At 68.8% G+C, this 18,995-nt stretch carries 18 protein-coding genes; 10 read left to right on the top strand and 8 right to left on the bottom strand.

All coding sequences use genetic code 11. From position 1 onward, the window contains the following. Window positions 1-86: 86 nt before the first annotated feature. On the top strand, window positions 87-2,963 hold the full coding sequence (locus tag C996_RS0109240; RefSeq protein WP_018867166.1) for an EAL domain-containing protein: 2,877 nt from the start codon (window positions 87-89) through the stop codon (window positions 2,961-2,963). A 7-nt stretch (window positions 2,964-2,970) separates the two neighbouring features. On the opposite strand, the gene C996_RS0109235 is transcribed toward C996_RS0109240, so the two are convergent. Next, the gene (locus C996_RS0109235) at window positions 2,971-4,701 is read right to left on the bottom strand and encodes a diguanylate cyclase domain-containing protein (protein ID WP_018867165.1); all 1,731 of its coding nucleotides are present in this window, start codon (window positions 4,699-4,701) and stop codon (window positions 2,971-2,973) included. Window positions 4,702-4,859: 158 nt separating this feature from the next. Here C996_RS0109235 and C996_RS13810 point away from each other — a divergent pair, with 158 nt between their 5' ends. Beyond that, window positions 4,860-5,387, top strand: coding sequence for a DUF3293 domain-containing protein (locus C996_RS13810; RefSeq protein ID WP_038032887.1), 528 nt, complete (start codon window positions 4,860-4,862; stop codon window positions 5,385-5,387). Here C996_RS13810 and C996_RS0109225 read toward each other — a convergent pair. Further along, complete coding sequence (locus tag C996_RS0109225) at window positions 5,384-5,851, bottom strand: CopD family protein (protein ID WP_018867163.1); 468 nt, start codon at window positions 5,849-5,851, stop codon at window positions 5,384-5,386. The genes C996_RS13810 and C996_RS0109225 overlap by 4 nt on opposite strands. A gap of 150 nt (window positions 5,852-6,001) precedes the next feature. Between C996_RS0109225 and C996_RS0109220 the strand changes: the two genes are divergently transcribed. Both C996_RS0109220 and recG read left to right on the top strand, forming a co-directional pair. Then, entirely contained in the window at window positions 6,002-6,391 is a 390-nt protein-coding gene (locus tag C996_RS0109220) for a RidA family protein (protein ID WP_018867162.1), read from the top strand. Next, window positions 6,363-8,477, top strand: a complete 2,115-nt coding sequence (gene recG, locus C996_RS0109215) for an ATP-dependent DNA helicase RecG (protein ID WP_255349360.1) — start codon at window positions 6,363-6,365, stop codon at window positions 8,475-8,477. The genes C996_RS0109220 and recG overlap by 29 nt, the downstream gene beginning before the upstream one ends. Before the next feature lie 189 nt (window positions 8,478-8,666). Here the strand turns inward: recG and C996_RS0109210 are convergent, their stop codons facing one another. The 3 genes from C996_RS0109210 to C996_RS0109200 form a co-directional block, all read right to left on the bottom strand. Then, a complete protein-coding gene (locus tag C996_RS0109210; protein WP_018867160.1) occupies window positions 8,667-9,209 on the bottom strand; it encodes a DJ-1 family glyoxalase III in 543 nt (180 codons plus the stop codon). Window positions 9,210-9,240: 31 nt separating this feature from the next. Further along, the gene (locus tag C996_RS0109205; RefSeq protein ID WP_018867159.1) at window positions 9,241-10,518 is read right to left on the bottom strand and encodes a S41 family peptidase; all 1,278 of its coding nucleotides are present in this window, start codon (window positions 10,516-10,518) and stop codon (window positions 9,241-9,243) included. A gap of 120 nt (window positions 10,519-10,638) precedes the next feature. Next, a complete protein-coding gene (locus tag C996_RS0109200) occupies window positions 10,639-11,820 on the bottom strand; it encodes a murein hydrolase activator EnvC (protein WP_026279271.1) in 1,182 nt (393 codons plus the stop codon). Window positions 11,821-11,893: 73 nt separating this feature from the next. Here C996_RS0109200 and C996_RS0109195 point away from each other — a divergent pair, with 73 nt between their 5' ends. The 6 genes from C996_RS0109195 (at window position 11,894) to C996_RS0109170 (ending at window position 15,346) form a co-directional block, all read left to right on the top strand. Continuing rightward, complete coding sequence (locus C996_RS0109195; RefSeq protein ID WP_018867157.1) at window positions 11,894-12,229, top strand: helix-turn-helix transcriptional regulator; 336 nt, start codon at window positions 11,894-11,896, stop codon at window positions 12,227-12,229. Window positions 12,230-12,257: 28 nt separating this feature from the next. Beyond that, complete coding sequence (locus C996_RS0109190) at window positions 12,258-12,686, top strand: rhodanese-like domain-containing protein (protein WP_018867156.1); 429 nt, start codon at window positions 12,258-12,260, stop codon at window positions 12,684-12,686. Then, window positions 12,686-12,976 carry a glutaredoxin 3 gene (gene grxC, locus C996_RS0109185; protein WP_018867155.1) on the top strand — a complete coding sequence of 97 codons (291 nt, stop codon included), beginning with the start codon at window positions 12,686-12,688 and terminating at the stop codon, window positions 12,974-12,976. Before C996_RS0109190 ends, grxC begins: the two co-directional genes overlap by 1 nt. Before the next feature lie 106 nt (window positions 12,977-13,082). After that, window positions 13,083-13,607 (top strand): protein-export chaperone SecB, encoded by a 525-nt coding sequence (gene secB, locus C996_RS0109180; RefSeq protein ID WP_018867154.1) that lies wholly within the window; start codon window positions 13,083-13,085, stop codon window positions 13,605-13,607. Window positions 13,608-13,675: 68 nt separating this feature from the next. Beyond that, a complete protein-coding gene (locus C996_RS0109175) occupies window positions 13,676-14,668 on the top strand; it encodes an NAD(P)H-dependent glycerol-3-phosphate dehydrogenase (RefSeq protein ID WP_018867153.1) in 993 nt (330 codons plus the stop codon). Window positions 14,669-14,767: 99 nt separating this feature from the next. After that, a complete protein-coding gene (locus C996_RS0109170; protein ID WP_018867152.1) occupies window positions 14,768-15,346 on the top strand; it encodes a hypothetical protein in 579 nt (192 codons plus the stop codon). Window positions 15,347-15,369: 23 nt separating this feature from the next. Here C996_RS0109170 and C996_RS0109165 read toward each other — a convergent pair whose 3' ends face one another. The 3 genes from C996_RS0109165 to C996_RS0109155 form a co-directional block, all read right to left on the bottom strand. Then, window positions 15,370-15,654, bottom strand: coding sequence for a hypothetical protein (locus C996_RS0109165; protein ID WP_018867151.1), 285 nt, complete (start codon window positions 15,652-15,654; stop codon window positions 15,370-15,372). Between the two features lie 373 nt (window positions 15,655-16,027). Beyond that, window positions 16,028-17,686, bottom strand: a complete 1,659-nt coding sequence (locus tag C996_RS0109160; protein WP_018867150.1) for a BCCT family transporter — start codon at window positions 17,684-17,686, stop codon at window positions 16,028-16,030. A gap of 57 nt (window positions 17,687-17,743) precedes the next feature. Further along, window positions 17,744-18,895, bottom strand: coding sequence for a putative zinc-binding metallopeptidase (locus C996_RS0109155; RefSeq protein WP_018867149.1), 1,152 nt, complete (start codon window positions 18,893-18,895; stop codon window positions 17,744-17,746). Between the last annotated feature and the right edge of the window lie 100 nt (window positions 18,896-18,995).

The raw sequence follows: 18,995 nt of genomic DNA, 5'->3' as shown, positions 1-18,995 counted from the left end.
ACGCGAATACCCGACGGGGCCCGATTCGCTTCGCCGCAGGGGAGTAAAGGGATGTTACGACGCGCGGAAACCGCAAAGGGACATCGATGAACGGGGTCCTGGTGCCGTCGCTCTATCTTGCCGCCGGCCTGGCCGCCTACGCCAGCCTGAGCCACCTGCTGCACAGCCGCCAGAGCGCGCGGCGCACCGAGCACCGCCTGTTCGCCACGATGTGCGCCCTGATGGTGGTGGTCGCCATCGGCTCGGCCCAGACCTACCAGGCCGACAGCATCGCGGCCTACACCCGCGCCCTTACCCTCAACATCTACCTGCTTGCCCCGTTCTACGTCCTGTTCGCCGCCTTCGTCGCGGCCCATACGCGGACGCCCGCACGCGGCCTGATGACCGGACTGCTGGTACTGCTGGGCATCACCTGGGTGGTCAACACGCTGCAGCCCTACAGCATGCAGTACCGCCACATCGAGGAGCTGCGCATCCTCGAGCTGCCCTGGGGCGAGAACGTGGCCCTGGCCGTGGGCACGATCAGTCCCTGGTTCGGCTTCGGCGTCCTCGCGGTCTTTCTGGTGTTCGGCTTCGCGCTGGTCACGTTGATCCGGCATTACCGCCGCCACCGTCAGGCCACCACCCTGCTCCTGCTGGGCGGGATCGGGGTCTTCGTGCTGTTCACCATCCAGGGCGTGCTCGCCCGTGCCGGCGCGCTGGAGATGCCGCAGCTCGCACCGTTCGGCTACGTGGTGATGGTGGTGATGATGAGTCTGGTACTGAACCGCGAGACCGGCGAACGCCTGCGCGACTCCGAGAGTCGCTTCCGCGCGCTGGTCGAGCAGTCCCCCATCGGCATCCAGGTGCTCACGCCGGAAGGCGAGATCCGCCAGACCAATGCCGCCTGGGAACGCATGCATGGCAGTGACGCCTCCCGCCCGGGCGGGAACGTCCTCGAGCGCCCGGATGCGATCGACCAGAAGCTCCTGGAGCCGCTCGCGGATGCCGTGCGCGGGCACTACCGCGAGATCGGCCCGCTGGCCTACACCCCGCCGACGCCTGCCAACACCGGGAGCGAGGCAGGCCCTTCCGGCCCGCCCGGGGAACGCTGGCTCCGGGGCTGTATCTACCCGTTGCAGGATGCGCAGGGCGAGGTACAGGACGTCATCGTGATGCAGGAGGACGTGACCGCCGCGCACCGCAGCGAGGATGCCCTGCGCCTGATCGCCGAGGGCCTGCAGGCACGCTCGCGCGAGGAGTTCTTCCAGCAGCTGGTGCTCAAGCTGAGCAACCTGTTCGATGCCGACTATGCCCTGATTGGCACGGAAGCCCCGGACCAGTCCGGTGTGGTCGAGACCGTCGCCCTGTGCGCCCACGGGCGTATCGTCGAGAACTTTCGCTATGACCTGGCCGAGACCCCCTGCGAACGCGTGCTGGAGATCGGCACCTGTATCTATCCCTGCGATGTTCAACAACGCTTCCCGCGCGACGAGATGCTGGTGGAGATGGATGCCGAGAGCTACCTCGGCGCCCCGCTGCTGGACAGCCAGGGGACGCTGCTCGGGCACATCGCGATGGTTAACCGCCATCCGGTCGAGGATGTCGACAAGGCGATGGAGATCCTCGGGATCATGGCCGACCGCGCGGGCGCCGAGCTGGAACGCCTGCATACCGAGGAGCACATCCACGCGCTGGCCTACCACGACGCCCTGACCGGGCTGGCCAACCGGACCCGCCTGCATGACGACCTGACCCGGCATATCGAGGAGGCCGTCGCCGGCGACCTGCACGGCGGGCTGATCCTGATCGACCTGGATCACTTCAAGACCATCAACGATGCCCTCGGTCACGCGGTGGGCGACACCGTACTGGGGGCGGTTGCCGACCGACTGCGCAGCCATGCCCCGGAGGATGCGCTGATCGTCCGCCTGGGGGGCGACGAGTTCGCCGTGGTGCTGCCCCCCCGCGAAGGGGCCCGCGAGGCGCTCGAGTCCGACCTGCACGCCATCGCCGAGCGCATCCTCGAGGCCCTGCAGCGACCCATCGTGATCGGCGAGCGCACCTTCGGGGTCGGGGCCAGCCTCGGCTGCGTGTGCTACCCGGATGCCGGCGAGAGCTCGGCCGATGCCCTGCGCCACGCCGATATCGCCCTGTACCAGGCCAAGCGCGCCGGACGCGGCGGCGTACAGTTCTACCGCCACGCCCTGCAGGACGAGGCCCATACCCGCCTGCAGGTCGAGGACGGCCTGCGCCAGGCAGTGGCGCGCGGCCAGCTGGACCTGCACTACCAGCCCCAGCTCGATGCCGCCGAACGCCTGATCGGCGCCGAGGCCCTGCTGCGCTGGCGGCACCCGGAGCTGGGCGCGGTTGCGCCGGACCTGTTCATCCCGGTTGCGGAGGAGACCGGCCTGATCCATGGCATCGGCAACTGGGTCCTGGACCATGCCCTGGAACGCCTGTCGCAGTGGCAGCAGGCGGGGCTGCGCCCGCCGCGCCTGGCCCTGAACCTGTCGCCCTGGCAACTCTCGCGCCCCGATTTCGTCGACCAGTTCCAGGCCCGCCTGCGCCACCACGGGGTCGACGCCAGCGCCGTGACCCTGGAGGTCACGGAATCCGGACTGCTGCGCGACCTGCCGGATGCGATCGCCAAGCTGGGCGCGCTGCAGACCCTCGGCGTGCGCATCGCGCTGGACGATTTCGGCACCGGGTACTCGTCGCTGGCCTATCTGCGCGACCTGCCGGTGGACGAACTGAAGATCGACAAGTCCTTCGTGCAGGGGCTGCTGGCCGGTGGCGACCGGACCCTGATCGAGAACATCGTGGACATCGCCCGCAACATGGAGCTGGACGTGATCGCCGAGGGCGTGGAACACGCCGAGCAGCGGGACCAGCTACTGGCGCTGGGCTGCACGCGCTTTCAGGGGTTCCTGTTCAGCGAGCCCCTCGCCGAGGAGGCCTTCGCCGCCCGGCTGCGGCAATAGCACCGGTTCAGTCGCGAGCGGACGGGTCCTCCAGCCCGCACCCCAGGGCGCCCCGCCGGCGCAGCGCCAGATCGGTTGCGCGCACCGCCGCCTCGGGACACTCGTGGTACAGCACGATACGGCTGCCACCCTCTTCCTTGGCCAGATACATGGCGCGGTCGGCACGCTGCAGCAGGGTCTCCGCGTCGTCGCCGTCCCCGGGATAGAGCGCCGCCCCCATGCTGAGGCCCACGTACACCGCTTCGCGGTTCACCTCCACCGGTTCCTCGAAGCGCTCGATCAGCTTGAGGCCGACACCGGTGACGGCATCGGGATCACGGACATTCTCCAGCAGCAGCACGAACTCGTCGCCACCCACGCGGGCGACCACATCGCTCTCCCGCACCCCCTCGCGCAGGCGCCGCGCCACGGTCACCAGCATCACGTCCCCGGCATCATGCCCCAGGCGGTCATTGATCGGCTTGAAGCCGTCGAGATCGCAGACCACCAGGGCCAGCCCGGTGCCCGTCCGCTGGGCCCGGCGCAGGGCCTGCTGCAGATGCTCCTGCAACAGGCTGCGGTTGGGCAGGCCGGTCAGAGAGTCGTGGTGGGCCTGATGCCACAGGCGCTCCTCCGAGGCCTTGTCGCGGGTGATGTCGCGCACCATGCCCAGCACCTGCACGGCCCGCCCCTCGGCATCACGGTCGATCTCGCCCTCCACCCGGACATGGCGGACCCCGCCGTCCCGGCGCACGACCCGGTGATCCACCCGGTAGAAATTCTCGCGGTCCAGGGCCTCGTTGGTCGCGCGCCGCACGCGGGTGCGATCATCCGGGTGGATGGCGCGCATGTACGCCTCGAAACCCGCACTCTCGGTGCGCGGATCGAGACCGAACAGTTCGAAGACATGCGACGACCAGTTCATGCGCTGACCCCGGATATCCCAGTCCCAGTAGCCGGCCCCGGCGATCCGCTGCGCCTCTTCCAGGCGCTCGGTGGTCTCCTGCAACGCCGCGGTGCGCCGGGCCACGGCGGCCTCCAGCCCGGCCTGCGTCTCGCGCAGACGGGCCTCGACCTGCTGGCGGCTCTCCAGCTCCTGGCGCAACGCGGCATGATCGCGCCAGATCCGCCGGCGCACGCGCACCCACATCAGCAGCATGATCAGGACCGTGATGCCGGTGGCGATCAGCGTGATCTGCTGCGCCTGCTCGTGACGCCGGGCCATGGCGGCCACCGCCTCCTCGTTGTCATGCTCGAAGGCCTGCAGGATGGCTTCCATCTGCTCCAGGACTTCCTCCTGGACCGGCATCGCATCCGCGTAGAGGATGGCCAGCGCCTCGTTGCGCCCACCGGCGAGGGCGATGTCCACGAGTTCGGACAGGATCGGAGCCCCGGTCGCGGTCAGCTCGCGCAGCTCCGCCAGCAACGCGGCATCGCGCGGGGTCCGGGCCAGCAGCTCGGCGCCCGCTCGGGCCTCCAGAAAACGTTCGGCCAGTTCGCGAAACTCCCGCTGGTAGCGGTCCTGCAGGGCCGGATCCTCGGCGCTGATGACCAGCGAGGCGCGCAGCATGCGCTCGCGTACCAGGCTGCGCATGCGGTGCACGCGATCCACCTTCTGCACGTATTCCTCGGTCAGGGCCTGGACGTCGTACTGCAGTTGCTGCACGCGCAGCCAGCTGGCCATGGCGACTACCGCGACCAGCAACAGCACCACGACAAAGGCACTGGTCAGACCGGGGACGACAGGACGCGAGGGCATGGCTGCTCAAGCCACCAAGGATACGGGCCACGCCCCATACGCACACAGGCCGGTTGCCGGCGAAACCCCGCAAACCGCTGTCGCATCCTTGACGCGCATCCCGTTCCCCCTGTTTGATCGATCGCATCTGCACGATCCAGCCGCGAGGGTGCCGCGAGATGTCCACCAATACAAGCGCTGACGCTGCCGACCCCGCCCCGGGGCGCGCGGAATGCGCCCCAACCAGATCGCGACGGGCTGAACTGGAACAGGCCTACCGCAAGGCGCGGTACTGCGTGGAGACCGCGGACGGTTCATGGGTGCTGCGCATCGACCGGGCGGCCGATGAGGTGGCGGCCTGGATGGCGGGGCATGGCACCCACCGCCTCGTCGTGCTGACCGCCTGCAACCCGGGCAGCCAGCCGCTCACCGAGGAAGAAAACCAGCAACGCCAGCAGCGGTTGGAGCGAGCCGTGACGGAACAGGGCCTGCGCGCCTGGCCGGCCTGCAACCGCGATCCCCTGGGCCACTGGCCGGACGAGCCGGGCCTGGCGATCGCGGACCTGCCCGAACACCTGCTCGCGCGCTGGCTGGAGACATTCGGCCAGAACGCCGCCGTGCTGCTGGAGCCGCCCGAACCGCCACGACTGGTCTGGAGGGCCGGACGGACCGGCCGTCCTGTGCCCCCGCCAGGGGATGCAGATTAGAGCGGCAGGCGCCCGCCGGAGGCGACCACGATCGTCGCCAGGCCGATCAGGGTATTGATCCCGACCAGGATGCGGATCTGCCCCAGCCGGCGCAGGCCTTCCTGGGCGTCATCCGCGGCAATGGCCAGGCGCATGCGGCGAAACGGCGCGAAGAACACATGGGCGAAGATCGCCATCATGATCAGACCCAGCAGCAGCATGGTATGCACGCTGGGGTGGACGTCGCCCATGCCGCCGAACACGCCGAAGATCATGTAGAAGCCGGTCGCCAGGATCACCAGCACCGAGGCCCAGACCCACGGGAAGAAACGGGCGAACACGCCCTCCCAGAGCTTCAGCCGGGGCATGCCCTCGAGCTGCTGCCCCGCCACCGGGCGCAGGAACATGTAGGCGAAGAACATGCCGCCCACCCAGATCACCACCGCCAGTACATGCAGCACATTCGCCAGTGCGTATCCCGTCATTGCCTGCTTCCTCTGTGTCGTTGTCCGTGTGCCGCGCAGTGTATCCGTCCGCGCCCCGGTCTGCCGAGTCCGCGGACACCCCACACGGGCGTCCGGATCAGTAGAATGGCGCCATCCGCGACAATCTATCCGGCCGAACAAGGAGCCCGCATGTCCCGCGAGATCATCCAGACCGATAACGCCCCGGCCGCCATTGGCCCCTATTCCCAGGCCGTGCGCGCCGGCGACACCCTGTACCTGTCGGGCCAGATCCCGCTGGATCCGGCCACCATGGAACTGGTGGGCGGCGGCATCGAGGACCAGATCCGCCAGGTATTCGCCAATCTCCAGGCTGTCCTGGAGGCCGCGGGCGCGAGCACCGCGGACATCGCCAAGCTGAACATCTTCCTGACCGACCTGACCCACTTCCCGCTAGTCAACGAAATCATGGGCGAGGTCTTCGGCGAGCCCTACCCGGCACGCGCCGCGATCGGCGTGGCCGCCCTGCCCAAGGGCGCCCAGGTGGAGATGGATGCCATCGCCTGGTGCCCGCGCGGCTGAGCACCCGACGCGAGCCCCTGCGGTGGACCTGCAGGCCCCGCTGACCACCCTGAAGGGTGTCGGCCCGGCGGTGGCCGAGCGCCTGGAACGCCTGGGCCTGACACAGGCCGGGGACCTGCTGTTCCACCTGCCCCTGCGCTTCGAGGACCGCACCCGGCTGACCCCGATTGCCGCGCTGCGCCCGGGCCTGGCCGCGCTGTTCGAGGGCCGCGTCACCCATGCCGAGGTGGTGCACCGCCGCCGGCGCATGCTGGTGGTCACCCTGGCCGACGACCAGGCACAGATCCTGCTGCGCTTCTTCCACTTCGGCGCCAACCAGCAACGGCGCCTGGGACCCGGCACGCGCATCCGCGCCTTCGGCGAGCCGCGCGGCCTGCCCGGGGCGCTGGAATGCGTGCACCCGGAGCTCCAGACCGTGGGGGATACCCCGCCCGCGCTGGAATCGCACCTGACCCCGATCTACCCGACCACCGAGGGCATCTCGCAGAAGCTGCTGCGCCAGCTGGTGACGCACGCCCTGCCGGGCATGCAGGCCCTGCCCGATCTGCTGCCGGAGCTGTCCCGCCAGGGCCTGCCCGGGCTGCACGCCGCGCTGGAACAGCTGCACCATCCCCCGGCGCGGGCCGATGCCCTGGGCGAACTGGATACCGCGGAGAACCGCAGCCCGGCGCGCACCCGCCTGGCGCTGGAGGAGCTGTGCGCCCACCAGCTCGCACGCATGCAGCAAAGCCGGACACCACAGGACGCGCGCGGCGCCCCGGTCATCCAGCCGCCCGGGGCGCTGTGGCAGCAACTTCGCGAACAGCTTCCGTTCGCGCCGACCGGCGCGCAGGAACGCGTGACCGCCGAGATCTTCGCCGACCTGGCGCGACCGCAACCGATGAACCGGCTGGTGCAGGGAGATGTGGGCTCGGGCAAGACCCTGGTGGCAGTCGCGGCCGCACTGGCCGCGGTGGAGGCCGGCTTCCAGGTCGCCTTCATGGCCCCCACGGAGCTGCTGGCGCGCCAGCACGGGCGCAACCTCGCCCAGTGGCTGGAACCGCTGGGGATTGCGATCGCCTGGCTGGGCGGACGCCAGACCGCGAGCGAACGCGGCCAGCTGCTCGCCGAGCTGGCCGCGGGCCAGCGGCAGGTCGCCATCGGGACCCACGCCCTGTTCCAGGAGGAGGTCCGCTTTCACCACTTGGGGCTTGCGATCATCGACGAGCAGCACCGCTTCGGCGTGCACCAGCGCATGGCCCTGCGCGACAAGGGCAACGGGTACATGCCGCACCAGCTGATCATGACCGCCACGCCCATCCCGCGCACCCTGGCCATGGCCCTGTATGCGGAACTCGCCAGTTCGGTGATCGACGAGCGCCCGCCCGGGCGCACGCCGGTACGCACCGCGCTGATCAGCCACGAGCGCCGCGACGAGGTCATCGAGCGCATCCGCGCCGCCTGCGGCTCCGGCACCCAGGCCTACTGGGTCTGCCCGCTGGTGGAGGAGTCGGAACAACTGGAGGCGGAATCCGCGGAGGCCACCGCCGAACGCCTGCGCGAAGCGCTGCCGGAACTGACCATCGGCCTGGCCCACGGACGCATGAAGGGCCCCGAGCGCGACGCGGTGATGGAGCGCTTTCGCGCGGGGGCAATCGACCTGCTGGTCGCCACCACGGTCATCGAGGTCGGCGTGGACGTACCCAACGCGAGCCTGATGATCATCGAGAACGCCGAGCGCATGGGACTCTCGCAGCTGCACCAGCTGCGCGGCCGGGTCGGGCGCGGCAATACCGCCTCCGCCTGCGTACTGCTCTACCGCCCGCCACTGGGCGAGACCGCGCGCGAGCGCCTGGAGGCGATGCGCCGCACCGACGACGGCTTCGAGATCGCCGAGGTGGACCTGAAACTGCGGGGGCCGGGAGAACTGCTGGGCACGCGCCAGACCGGCGATCGCAGCTTCCGCGTCGCCGACTGGGGTCGCGACCAGGACCTGCTGGACGAGGCCACCACACTGGCCGCACGAATCGAGAACGACCCAGCCCGCGCCGGCGCCCTGATCGAACGCTGGCTGGGCAGCGCCACCCGCTACGCCACCGTGGGGTAACCGAAAGGCGATCGCACTACGCAGGCACCAAGGGAAAAAGCGTCAACAGGAAGACGGGAAGGTTTGAAGGGGTTCAGGGCATTGCGATTACCACCGCATCATTCAACAAGAATTTCTTCCTGTCTTCCCACCTTCCTGTAAATTGCTCTTGACCTTTCTTGTGCCTTGGCGCGCTTCGGGGTAGAGGATTCAGGGGCGCAGCAACGGGCCTTCGACGGCGTCGCGGGCGTCGCGGCCGGCGAGCTGTTCGATCAGGGTCAGGGCGAAGTCCATCGCGGCGCCCGGGCCGCGGCCCGTGATCAGGCGGCCGTCCACCTCCACCGGGGCGCCGGTGGACGGGATTCCGACGTCGTCCAGCGCGCCGGTGAAGGCCGTCACGCGCCGGCCTTCCAGCAGGCCGGCCTCGGCCAGCGCCTTGGGTCCGGCGCAAACCGCCGCCAGGTAGCCGTCGCGCTCGGCCTGCGCCCGCAGGAGTCCCTGCACCCGGGCATCGTCGCGAAGGTGATTGGCCCCCGGCAGACCACCCGGCAGGACGATCAGGTCAAAGGCCGCATCCAGCACCTGGTCCAGGGTGGTATCCGGCTGGATGACCGTTCCGCGCGAGCAGGTCACCGGCCCGGGCTCCAGCCCGGCCACGATGACCTCGAATTGCGCGCGGCGCAGCAGGTCGATGATAGTGACTGCCTCCAGTTCCTCGGCCCCGGCAGCCAGGGGCACCAGTACGTTCGGCATCGGTTCTCCGTCGATCGCGACCCCGCCGCGTTCAGCGGCGGTTGTAGAAGTTCAGGCCCTTCAGCAGGTTCAGCGCCTCGCTCAGGCCGTAGTCGCGCTCGGCCAGGGCCTCGCCATTGTCCTCGTCATCCGCATCCACCGACTCCGGCAGACCATCCCGGCCCATGCGGGCGCCGCCGTTCTCGCTGTCGCTACGCTGCACCACCAGTTGCTGCAGGCGGATGTCCGGCTCGATCCCGTCCTCGTTGATCGCGCGACCCTCGGGCGTGAAGTAGCGCGCGGTGGTCAGCTTGATCCCGGTATTCTGGGTCAGCGGCAGGATGGTCTGTACCGAGCCCTTACCGAAGGTGTTCTGGCCCATGACGACGGCCCGCTTGTGGTCCTGAAGCGCGCCCGCCACGATCTCCGAAGCCGAGGCCGAACCGCGATTGACCAGCACCACCATCGGCGCGCCCTTCAGCACGTCGCCCGGCGAGGCCTGGTAACGGAACTGCGAGTCCTCCAGACGGCCCTCGGTGTAGACGATGAGGCCGTCCTCGAGGAACGCGTCCGAGACTCCCACGGCCCCGTTCAGGATGCCGCCCGGGTTGTTGCGCAGGTCCAGCACCAGACCCTTCAGCTCGCCCTGCTCCTGCAGGTCCTCGACCGCCCGCACGAGATCGCGCGCGGTGCGCTGCTGGAAGTTGCTGATCCGCACATAGCCAAAGCCGTCCTCCAGGATCTCGGAGCGCACGCTCTGCACCTGGATCACATCCCGGGTGATGGTGATCTCCATCGGCCGGTCCTCGCCATCGCGCAGCACGGTCAGGGTGATGTCCGAGCCCTTCTCGCCGCGCATCTTGGCGACCGCGTCGGACAGCGACATACCCTTCACCGACTCGCCGTCCAGGCGGATGATCAGATCACCGGCCTCGATTCCGGCACGGCTGGCGGGGGTGTCGTCGATCGGCGCGATGACCTTGACGAACCCGTCTTCCATGCCCACCTCGATCCCCAGGCCACCGAACTCGCCGGAGGTGCCGACCTGCATGTCCTCGAAGTCCTGTTCGTCCAGGTAGGCCGAGTGCTGGTCCAGACCGGACAGCATCCCCTGGATCGCGTTGTCCAGCAGGTCCTTGTCGTCGACCTCGGTGACGTAATTGCGCTTGATGCGCATGTACACGTCGGTGAAGCGCTGCAGATCCTCCACCGGCAGGGCGGATTGCGCGCCATTGTCGCGGTCGGCGTAGACGGCCACCGAGACACTCAGCATGACCCCGACGACCAGTCCGACGATCAGGGCGTATCCGGTGCGACAAGACTTGCTCATTACCTTTCCTCGTTACGTGAGGTGATCAGTGTGAGGATGGTAGCACCGGCAATGTGATGGGCGCCTGAATGCAGGCGCTCCATCCGCCTTTTGCCGGACCCCGGTCTCACTTCTCTCTGTCTACTGAGAGGGCCACCAGCCCTCGGGGTTCAATGGTCCGCCGTTATGCCGGATCTCGAAGTAGAGTCCGGGCGCGATCGCCTCGCTGCCCGCGCCGGCCACGGCCAGCTGCTCGCCAGCGCCCACCGTTGCGCCTTCTGCCACCAGGATCTCCTCCACATTGGAGTACAGCGTCAGGTAGCGCTCGCCGTGATCCACGATCACCAGGAAGCCGTAGCCCTGCATCCAGTCGGCGTAGACCACCTGCCCGTAGTGCACCGCACGCACCGCCGCGCCGTTCTCGACCTCCAGCACCGTGCCGCGCCAGCGCGAGCGCAGGCGGCTGCCACGGGAATCATTGAAGCTGCGGATCACCCGGCCGTCGGCCGGCCGCGGGAGTTCGCCCTGCAGCTCGGCGAAGGCCACGTCGGGTTGCGCGGGGGCGGAGTCCCCGGGGGCCTCGGCGCGCGCCGCGCTGCGCGCCTCGACCTCCTCGATCACCGCCTCCAGGGTCTCCGCGTTGCGCTGCAGGCGTTCCAGCTCCAGCGCCTCGTCCTCGATGGCCGCCTCCAGTTCCGCCATGGCCTGGCGCTGGCGTGCCTCCTCGCGTTCCAGATCCGCGACCGCGGCGCGCGCCTGTTCCTCCTGTTCCGCCAGGACCGCGCGTTCCCGCGCCAGGGCCTCGCGCTCCGCCTCCAGCCCCTCGATCCGGTCACGCAACGACTCCAGCGCCTGCTCCCGGGCCTCGCGGATACGCACGGCGAACGCCACCTGATGACGATCGTTCCCGCCCTGGCCGTCCAGGCGCCCGACGTGGCGTTCGCGCTGCCACTGGTCGCGCACCAGCCGGGCCGCCGCGCGGCGTTCCGTCTCCAGGTGCTCCCGGGCCTCGTCCACCCGCGCCTCCTGGTCGGCGACGACCGCCTCCTGGCGCGAACGCGCCTGCGCCAGCTCGCGCAACTCGCGGCGCGAGTCCTCGGTCCCGCGCGCGGCGTCCGCCAGCAGGGCCTCCAGTTCCTGCAAGGCCGCGTAGCGCTCCTCCTGAGTGCGTTCGAGGTCCTGGATCGCCTCGCGGGTCTCGCGCAGTTCGGCCTCGGGTTCCAGCGCCAGGGCCCCCGGGACCAGCAGCAGACCGGCCAGCACTCCGCACCAGAACGGGGCGCGGAGGCCATATGGATGACTCAGGATTGCGCAGATTCGCATATCGGGGTACGTTTAGGTTCTTATATTCTGACCCGGTTGCGAGGATTTCCCTCGCTCGCAAGAGAGGTATGCCGTGAGCCACGAAACGGTTGAAGACGATCTGTCCGTCGAAGACGGCCTGATGTCCCAGGACGAGGATATCGAACGGGCCTCGCGCTCGCTCAAGGCCATGTCCCACCCGCTGCGCCTGAAGATCCTCTGCATTCTCGGCGATCGCGAAATCAGCGTACAGGAAATCGTCGACCAGGTCGGGACCTCGCAGAGCAACATCTCGCAGCACCTGGGCATCCTGCGCGACAAGGGCATCCTCGCCACGCGCAAGGATGCCAACCGGGTCTACTACCGCGTGGGGGACTCCCGGACCCTGCGCCTGATCGGTATGATGCAGGACGTTTTCTGCAGTTCCTGACAATCACCCCTCCGATCCGGTCTCCCGAATGCTTGAACGCCTGCCCGAATTTCTCGCCAATCACCCGATCCTGACCGGCGCCCTGCTGGCGGTGATCGGGATGATCCTGTTCGTCGAACTCCGGCGCCTGAACCGCAAGTACCGCTCCCTGTCGCCGGCCGAGGCGGTGCGCGTGATCAATCAGGACGACGCCCTGGTGCTGGACGTACGCGAGGACAGCGAGGTCGCGGCCGGCCGCATCGGAGGCGCCAAGCACATCCCGCTGGGCAGCCTGAAAAAGCGCATGGGCGACATCGAGAAGTACAAGGACAAGCCCGTGGTGGTCTACTGCCGCAGCGGCAACCGTTCCGCCAGCGCCGCGCAGCAGCTAACCGCGGCCGGGTTCGAGGACGTGGTCAACCTGCAGGGCGGCATCCAGGCCTGGCAATCGGCCAACATGCCCATCAAGAAGAAGTAATGCAGTTCGAGGTTTACTCTAGCGGGCGCTGCCCGTTCTGCCTGCTGGCCCGGCGCCTGCTCAACCAGCGTGGCTACCCGTTCGCGGAGTACACCGTCGACCGCGAACCGGGCCTGCGTGCCGAGATGGAGCAACGCGCCGACGGCCGCACCTCGGTCCCGCAGATCTTCCTCGGCGAGACCCACATCGGCGGCTTCGACGAACTGCAGGCGATGGACAGCAGTGGCGAGCTGGCGCGCCTGGCCGCCGCGGCAGGGGTCGAGCCGACGGCCGCCGGCAGTGCCGGATAACCGGCAGCGCCCGCACCACCGGGCAGCGCTTCCGGCCACCGCACCCGCAAGGCGCGCGCACCCCCTTACAATGCCCCGATTCAAGACGACTGCGAGATAGAACACCATGGCTGAAGAGAACTCCCCCAACAGCGGCAACGGCGCGGCCCAGGGCGAACAGAACGACCGCCCCGATTTCTCCATTCAGAAGGTCTTCATCAAGGACCTCTCGTTCGAGGCGCCGGACTCCCCCGAGGTGTTCATGCGCGAGTGGAAGGGCGAGACCAACATCCAGCTGAACACCAACGCGCGCCCGATCGACGAGGCCGCCGGGGCCTTCGAAGTGGAACTGGGCCTGACCGTGACCACCGAGTCCGACGGCAAGACCGCCTACCTGGTGGAGATCAAGCAGGCGGGCGTCTTCATCGTGCGCAACTTCCCCGAGGACCAGCGCAATCACCTGCTGGGCGCCTACTGCCCCAACGTGCTGTTCCCGTTCGCCCGCGAAACCGTCGCCGACCTGGTCCTGAAGGGCGGCTTCCCGCAGCTGCTGCTGCAGCCGGTGAATTTCGAGTCGCTGTACGCCCAGCACCTCCAGGAGCAGAAGCAGCAGGCCGGCGGCGAGCAGACCGCGCCCAGCCAGCAGGCCTGACGCCAGGCCCCCGAAGGACCTGGCGTACCGACGCGAGCGCGCGTACATGAAGCATGGGGTTTCCTAGGATGCGCATCGCGGTCCTCGGCGGCGGCTGCTGGGGAACGGCGCTGGCCCTGCATGCGGCGCGGCTGCATGCCGACGTGGCCCTGTGGGTACGCGGCGATGACACCGCCGCGCGCCTGCAGGCCGAGCGCGAGAATGCCCGCTACCTCCCCGGCCACCGCTTCCCGGACAACCTCCGCGTCAGCGCCGACCCCGCGATCGTCGACGGCCGCGATCTGGTCCTGATCGCCGTCCCCTCCGGCGCCTTCCGCGCGACCCTGCGCTGGCTGGCCCCGCGGCTGGCGCGCGGACAGGTGGTGGCCTGGGCCACCAAGGGCCTGGAGACCGCCACCGGCGCCTGGCTGCACGAGATCGCCGAGCAGGAACTGGGTCCAGAGCACCCGCCCGCCCTGATCTCGGGCCCCTCCTTCGCCGCCGAGGTCGCGCAGGAGCAACCGACCGCGCTGTCCGTGGCCTCCACCGACGAAGACCATATGGATCGCCTGGTGGAGGCGCTGCACGGGCGTTCCCTGCGTCTGTACCGCAACACCGACGTCATCGGCGTGGAGCTTGGCGGGGCCCTGAAGAACGTGCTGGCGGTGGCTACGGGCATCGCCGATGGCGCCGGGTTCGGCGCCAATGCCCGCGCGGCCCTGATGACCCGGGGACTGGCCGAGATCCAGCGCTTCGGCGCCGCGGTGGGCGCCCGCCCTGCCACCCTTACCGGCCTCTCCGGGCTGGGCGACATGATCCTCACCTGCACCGACAACCAGTCGCGCAACCGCCGCCTGGGGCGGATGCTGGGCGAGGGGGTGGACCTCGAGACCGCCCGCGCGCGGGTCGGCCAGTCGGTGGAGGGCGTGGAGACGGCCCGGGTCGCCGTGGTGCGGGCCGAAGCACTGGAGGTGGAGATGCCGATCTGCGCCGAGGTACACGCCGTGCTCTACCAGGGCCGCCCGGTGCGCGACACCGTGCGCCGCCTGCTGGAACGCGACCCCACGCGCGAAGAGGGCTGACGCAGCGCCGGTAAAACCCTCGCGCGGCACCCGCACAATCGCCCCGCGCCCCGGGTTGCGGCTACCGTGGCGCTACACGTGAACGCAACGGAGGCAGGGATGAGCAAGGCCTGGAAGGAACTGGACCTGGAGGGCGGCGGCCTGCAGTCCATCAATGCCAAGCTCGCCAGCGAGATGCGCACCCGGCCCGCGGCCTACGCCGCGTGGGTCCTGTTCCCGCTGGGCCTGCACCGCTTCTACCTGCGCGAACCGCTGGGCGGCGCCGGCTTCCTGGCGCTCACCGCGATCACCCTGGCCCTGGCCTTTTTCGTACCCGCCCTCTGGTGGCTGCTACCCTTGGGCGCCGGTGTGCTGTGGGCGCTGGTGGACCTGTGGTGGATCGACCGCCGGGTCACCGACTACAACAAGGAACTGCGCAAGCAGGTCTTCCTGCGCAAGGGACACAAGCCGCCGCAGGACTACCGCGGCCGCTACACCAGCGACGAGGATGCCCGCCGCGAACTGCAGGAGTATCAGCGCATCAAGGACGCCGAAAAGCCGGGCCAGTCCGGCCAGGCCGGCGCCAGCGACCGTGACCGCGACGTGGGCGGCAAGCGGCGCATGCCCAGCTTCAACGAGCAGGAAGCCATGCTGCGCCAGATGCGCAAGGACCGGGGCGAAGGCGGCGACAACGGCTGACGCCGGCGCGCCGCCAGCCCGGATCAGTTGTCGCCGGGGCGCCACACGCCGCTGGCTTCCTGCGGCGGCGGCGCGGCCTGCTTGCGACTCTCCACGTCCACGAACACCGACTCGGTGAACTGCGACAGCTGCTTCAGGTATTCCTTGCGCTCGTTCACCGACTCCGGCATCTGCGCGACCATGAACCCGGTAATGGCGCTCAGGTACTGGACGGCCACGATGGGCTGTTGCGCCTTCGGATCCACCTCGGTCAGAACCTCCTGGACCTTCTGGATCAGCTCGCCGGACAACTGCAGGGTATCGCTCATGGGGCTTCTCTCGCGGTTCGGTTGACGATGGGCGCACAGGCTACGGCAAGCCCCGCCCACCCGAAAGTGGGCGCAGGATGCGCGGGCCTTTCTCCTCTACCCACCGCCCATTTTGTTTACCACGAAGCGCACGAAGGCACGAAGGCACGAAGAAAGGCAACTTCAAGAGCGATTTGAACCACAGAGGGCACAGAGGACACGGAGAAGGTCAGGGCTGGACGGAATGGCGTCTCGATCGGCCGACGGCGATCGACGTAGTCCCTCGTCATGCGCGGCCCTCGTACCGCGTGTTTTCTCTGTGCCCTCTGTGGTGTAGAGGTCTTGCCCTTCTTCGTGCCTTCGTGGGCTTCGTGGTGAAAATTGGGGGCACAGGTCAAGAGCGCCGGGGCGCGTCGTCTTCGGCGTCGGCCTCGGGGGCGTCGTCGTCTACGTCGAAGTCCTCGTGGACGCGGTCCGGCGGGATGGTCCACGGCTCGCTGGGCGCGACCGTGTGCTCGCCCGGACGCGGCGCGTAGCGCTCGTCCTCCAGACCGCGCATCAGCCCGACCACCATCATCAGCATCACCAGCGAGAACGGCAGCGCCGCCAGGATGACCGCGTTCTGCAGGACCTCCAGCCCGCCGGCCAGCAGCAGGACCCCGGTCACCAGCCCGATCATCGCCCCCCACAGGATCAGGTGGATCGCCCGATGCTCGGTGGATCCATGGGCCAGCAGGGTATTGATGACCACGATCCCGGCATTGGCGGAGGTCAGCAGGTAGGTCGCAATCAGGATCGTGATCAGAATCGCCCCCGTCTTCGCAATCAGCCAGGGCTCCAGGGTCTCCATGGTGGCGAAGGTCGCCATAGTCAGGTCCTCGGACACGCGCTCGGCGATATTGGCGATGCCCTCGACCTCGGCATGCAAAGCGGTGCCGCCCAGCAGCGCGAGCCAGAAGAAGGTGATCAGGGTCGGCACCAGCAGTACGCCCATCACGAACTCGCGCAGCGTGCGGCCGCGCGAGATGCGCGCGATGAACAGCCCGACGAACGGCGCCCAGGCCAGCCACCAGCCCCAGTAGAAGACCGTCCAGTCGGCATGCCACTCGTCCATATGGTGGGCGTGGGTGTACAGCGAGAGCCCCAGCAGGTTCTGCAGGTAGCTGCCGCTGGACTGCACGACCAGGGCCAGCAGGTACTGGGTCGGCCCCGCCACCAGCAGCAGCCCCAGGAGCGCGACACTGAGCCAGAGGTTGGCCTGGCTGACCCGCTGCACCCCGGCCTGCATCCCGGTCACCACGGACACGATCGCAATCACGGTCAGCAGCGCGGTCAGCATCAGTAGTCCGCGGTCCCCCTCCAGGGAGATCCCAACGGTGTGCGCGAGTCCGGACTCCAGTTGCTGGATCCCCAGGCCCAGCGTCGTCGCGATCCCGAAGACGGTGGCGATGATCGCCAACAGGTCGACCAGGTCCCCCGGCCAGGTGTGACTGTACTTGCCGATCAGCGGGTGCAGGGCCGAGCGCAGGGCCAGCGGCTGGCCCTTTCGGAACCCGAAGTAGGCCAGGATCAGGGCCAGCAGGGCGAACACGCCCCAGGCATTCAGACCCCAGTGGAAATAGGTCAGGACCATGGACATGTCCGCGGCCGCGGCCCGGTCGCCATTATCGATCAGGAACGGGTTCCCGCCGTAGTGCGACAGCGGCTCGGCCACCGCCCAGAACAGAAGCCCCACGCCCATGCCTGCAGCGAACAGCATCGACAGCCATGACAGGGTGGTGAACTCGGGAACCTCGTCGTCATGCCCCAGGCGCACGTTCTTGTAGCGCCCGACCCCGAGCCAGACCACGATCACCAGGAAGAAGGCCATGACGACCACGTAGTACCACTCCAGAAGCGGCGTCACGAAGGTACGCGCATCGCCCACCACCGCACCCAGCTGCTCGGTGCGATACACCCCCAGCAGGGCGATGATCACTACCAGGATCAGCGCCAGCGGCGCGACGCGCGGATTCAGCCCCTTGAATGGGCCACGGGTGGCAACGTTGTACATCGGGCGTCCTTTCGCATGAGTGGCGGGCGCGCCGGACCGCGCGCCCCCGGCGTGCGCTCAGGTACCGGTGGCACCCGCCAGCGCGGCACGACAATCCGTGCGGAAATCCTGAATGACCTGATGCACGAACGCCAGCTTGGCGATGGCCGTGGCCGTCAACACGAAGGGATAGACATGCGGATGCCCCATGCTGCGGTTGAGGCTGTTGAGGGCGCTGACCAGTGGCAGCCAGTGCTCCATCAGTCCATCGAAATCGGCCGCGGCATAGGCGTCGAAGGCCGGTGCATCGGCCTGCGCACCCAGCCGTGCTGACGGGCCGGCACCGGGCACGATATCCATGTTGTAGGCGGACGCGGTATCCAGGGTATCCACGATGTGCAGGTAGTGGGCCCAGGTCTCGGCCCAATCCTCCCAGGGATGCGAACTGGCGTAGGCGGAGACGAACGAGGCCTGCCATTCGGAGGGCGGCCCCTCGGCATAATGCCGGCGCAGGGCTTCGTCATAGTCCGCGCGCTCGTCGCCGAAGCGCTCGCGGAAGGCGGCATGCCAGGGAGTATCGCGGATCAGGCGGTCCCAGTAGTAGTGGGCGGACTCGTGGCGGAAATGGCCGAGGATCGTGCGATAGGGTTCGGCCATCGCCTCGCGCATGCGCTCGCGGACCGCCGGGTCGGCCTCGGCGATATTCAGGGTAATGAGCCCGTTCGCATGGCCGGTGACCACGCCACCGCCCTCGCGGAACTCGGGGGCCGTATCGGCCAGGAAGTCGAATGCGATCCCCTTGGGATCATCACGTCGCGGCACCACCGGCAGGCCCAGACGCAACAACCCGTAGACCAGGCGCCGCTTCTCCGTCTCCAGGCGCTCCCACAGACGTGCATTGCCGGGGACACTCAGGTCGGGGATGGTCCGGTTCAGGCGGCAGGCCCCGCAGAACGGGTCGGCGTCGCCGTGCGGCACCATCCAGTTGCAGACCGCGTCCACCGCATAGTGGCGACACTGGCGGTACAGTGCCCCGTCCGGCTCGTCCGCCACCCGCCACAATCCGCCAGGCACCGGGCGTCCGCGGGCATCCGTGGCCTCTCCGGCCGGCGCCAGGGCAGACACCTCCAGACGATCCGGGAGAAACCCCAGCCGATGGCCACAGCGTGTGCAGTAGGTGTTGTCGAAATACACCCCCTGCCCACAGCACTCGCACTCGAACAACTGCATCGCATTCCCCGTTGAACCGCCGCCCGCTCGAAGTGCGGCCGGGTGGCCCCAGACTACGCCGATCCCGCTGCCCCGTCGCGGTGCAGAAGCCGCCGGGCGC

It is taken from the genome of Thioalkalivibrio sp. ALE25, assembly GCF_000377285.1.
In the GTDB taxonomy this organism is placed as follows: domain Bacteria; phylum Pseudomonadota; class Gammaproteobacteria; order Ectothiorhodospirales; family Ectothiorhodospiraceae; genus Thioalkalivibrio.
Note: the sequence above shows the minus strand (reverse complement) of the source record. Positions and strands in the feature narration are given on the sequence as shown.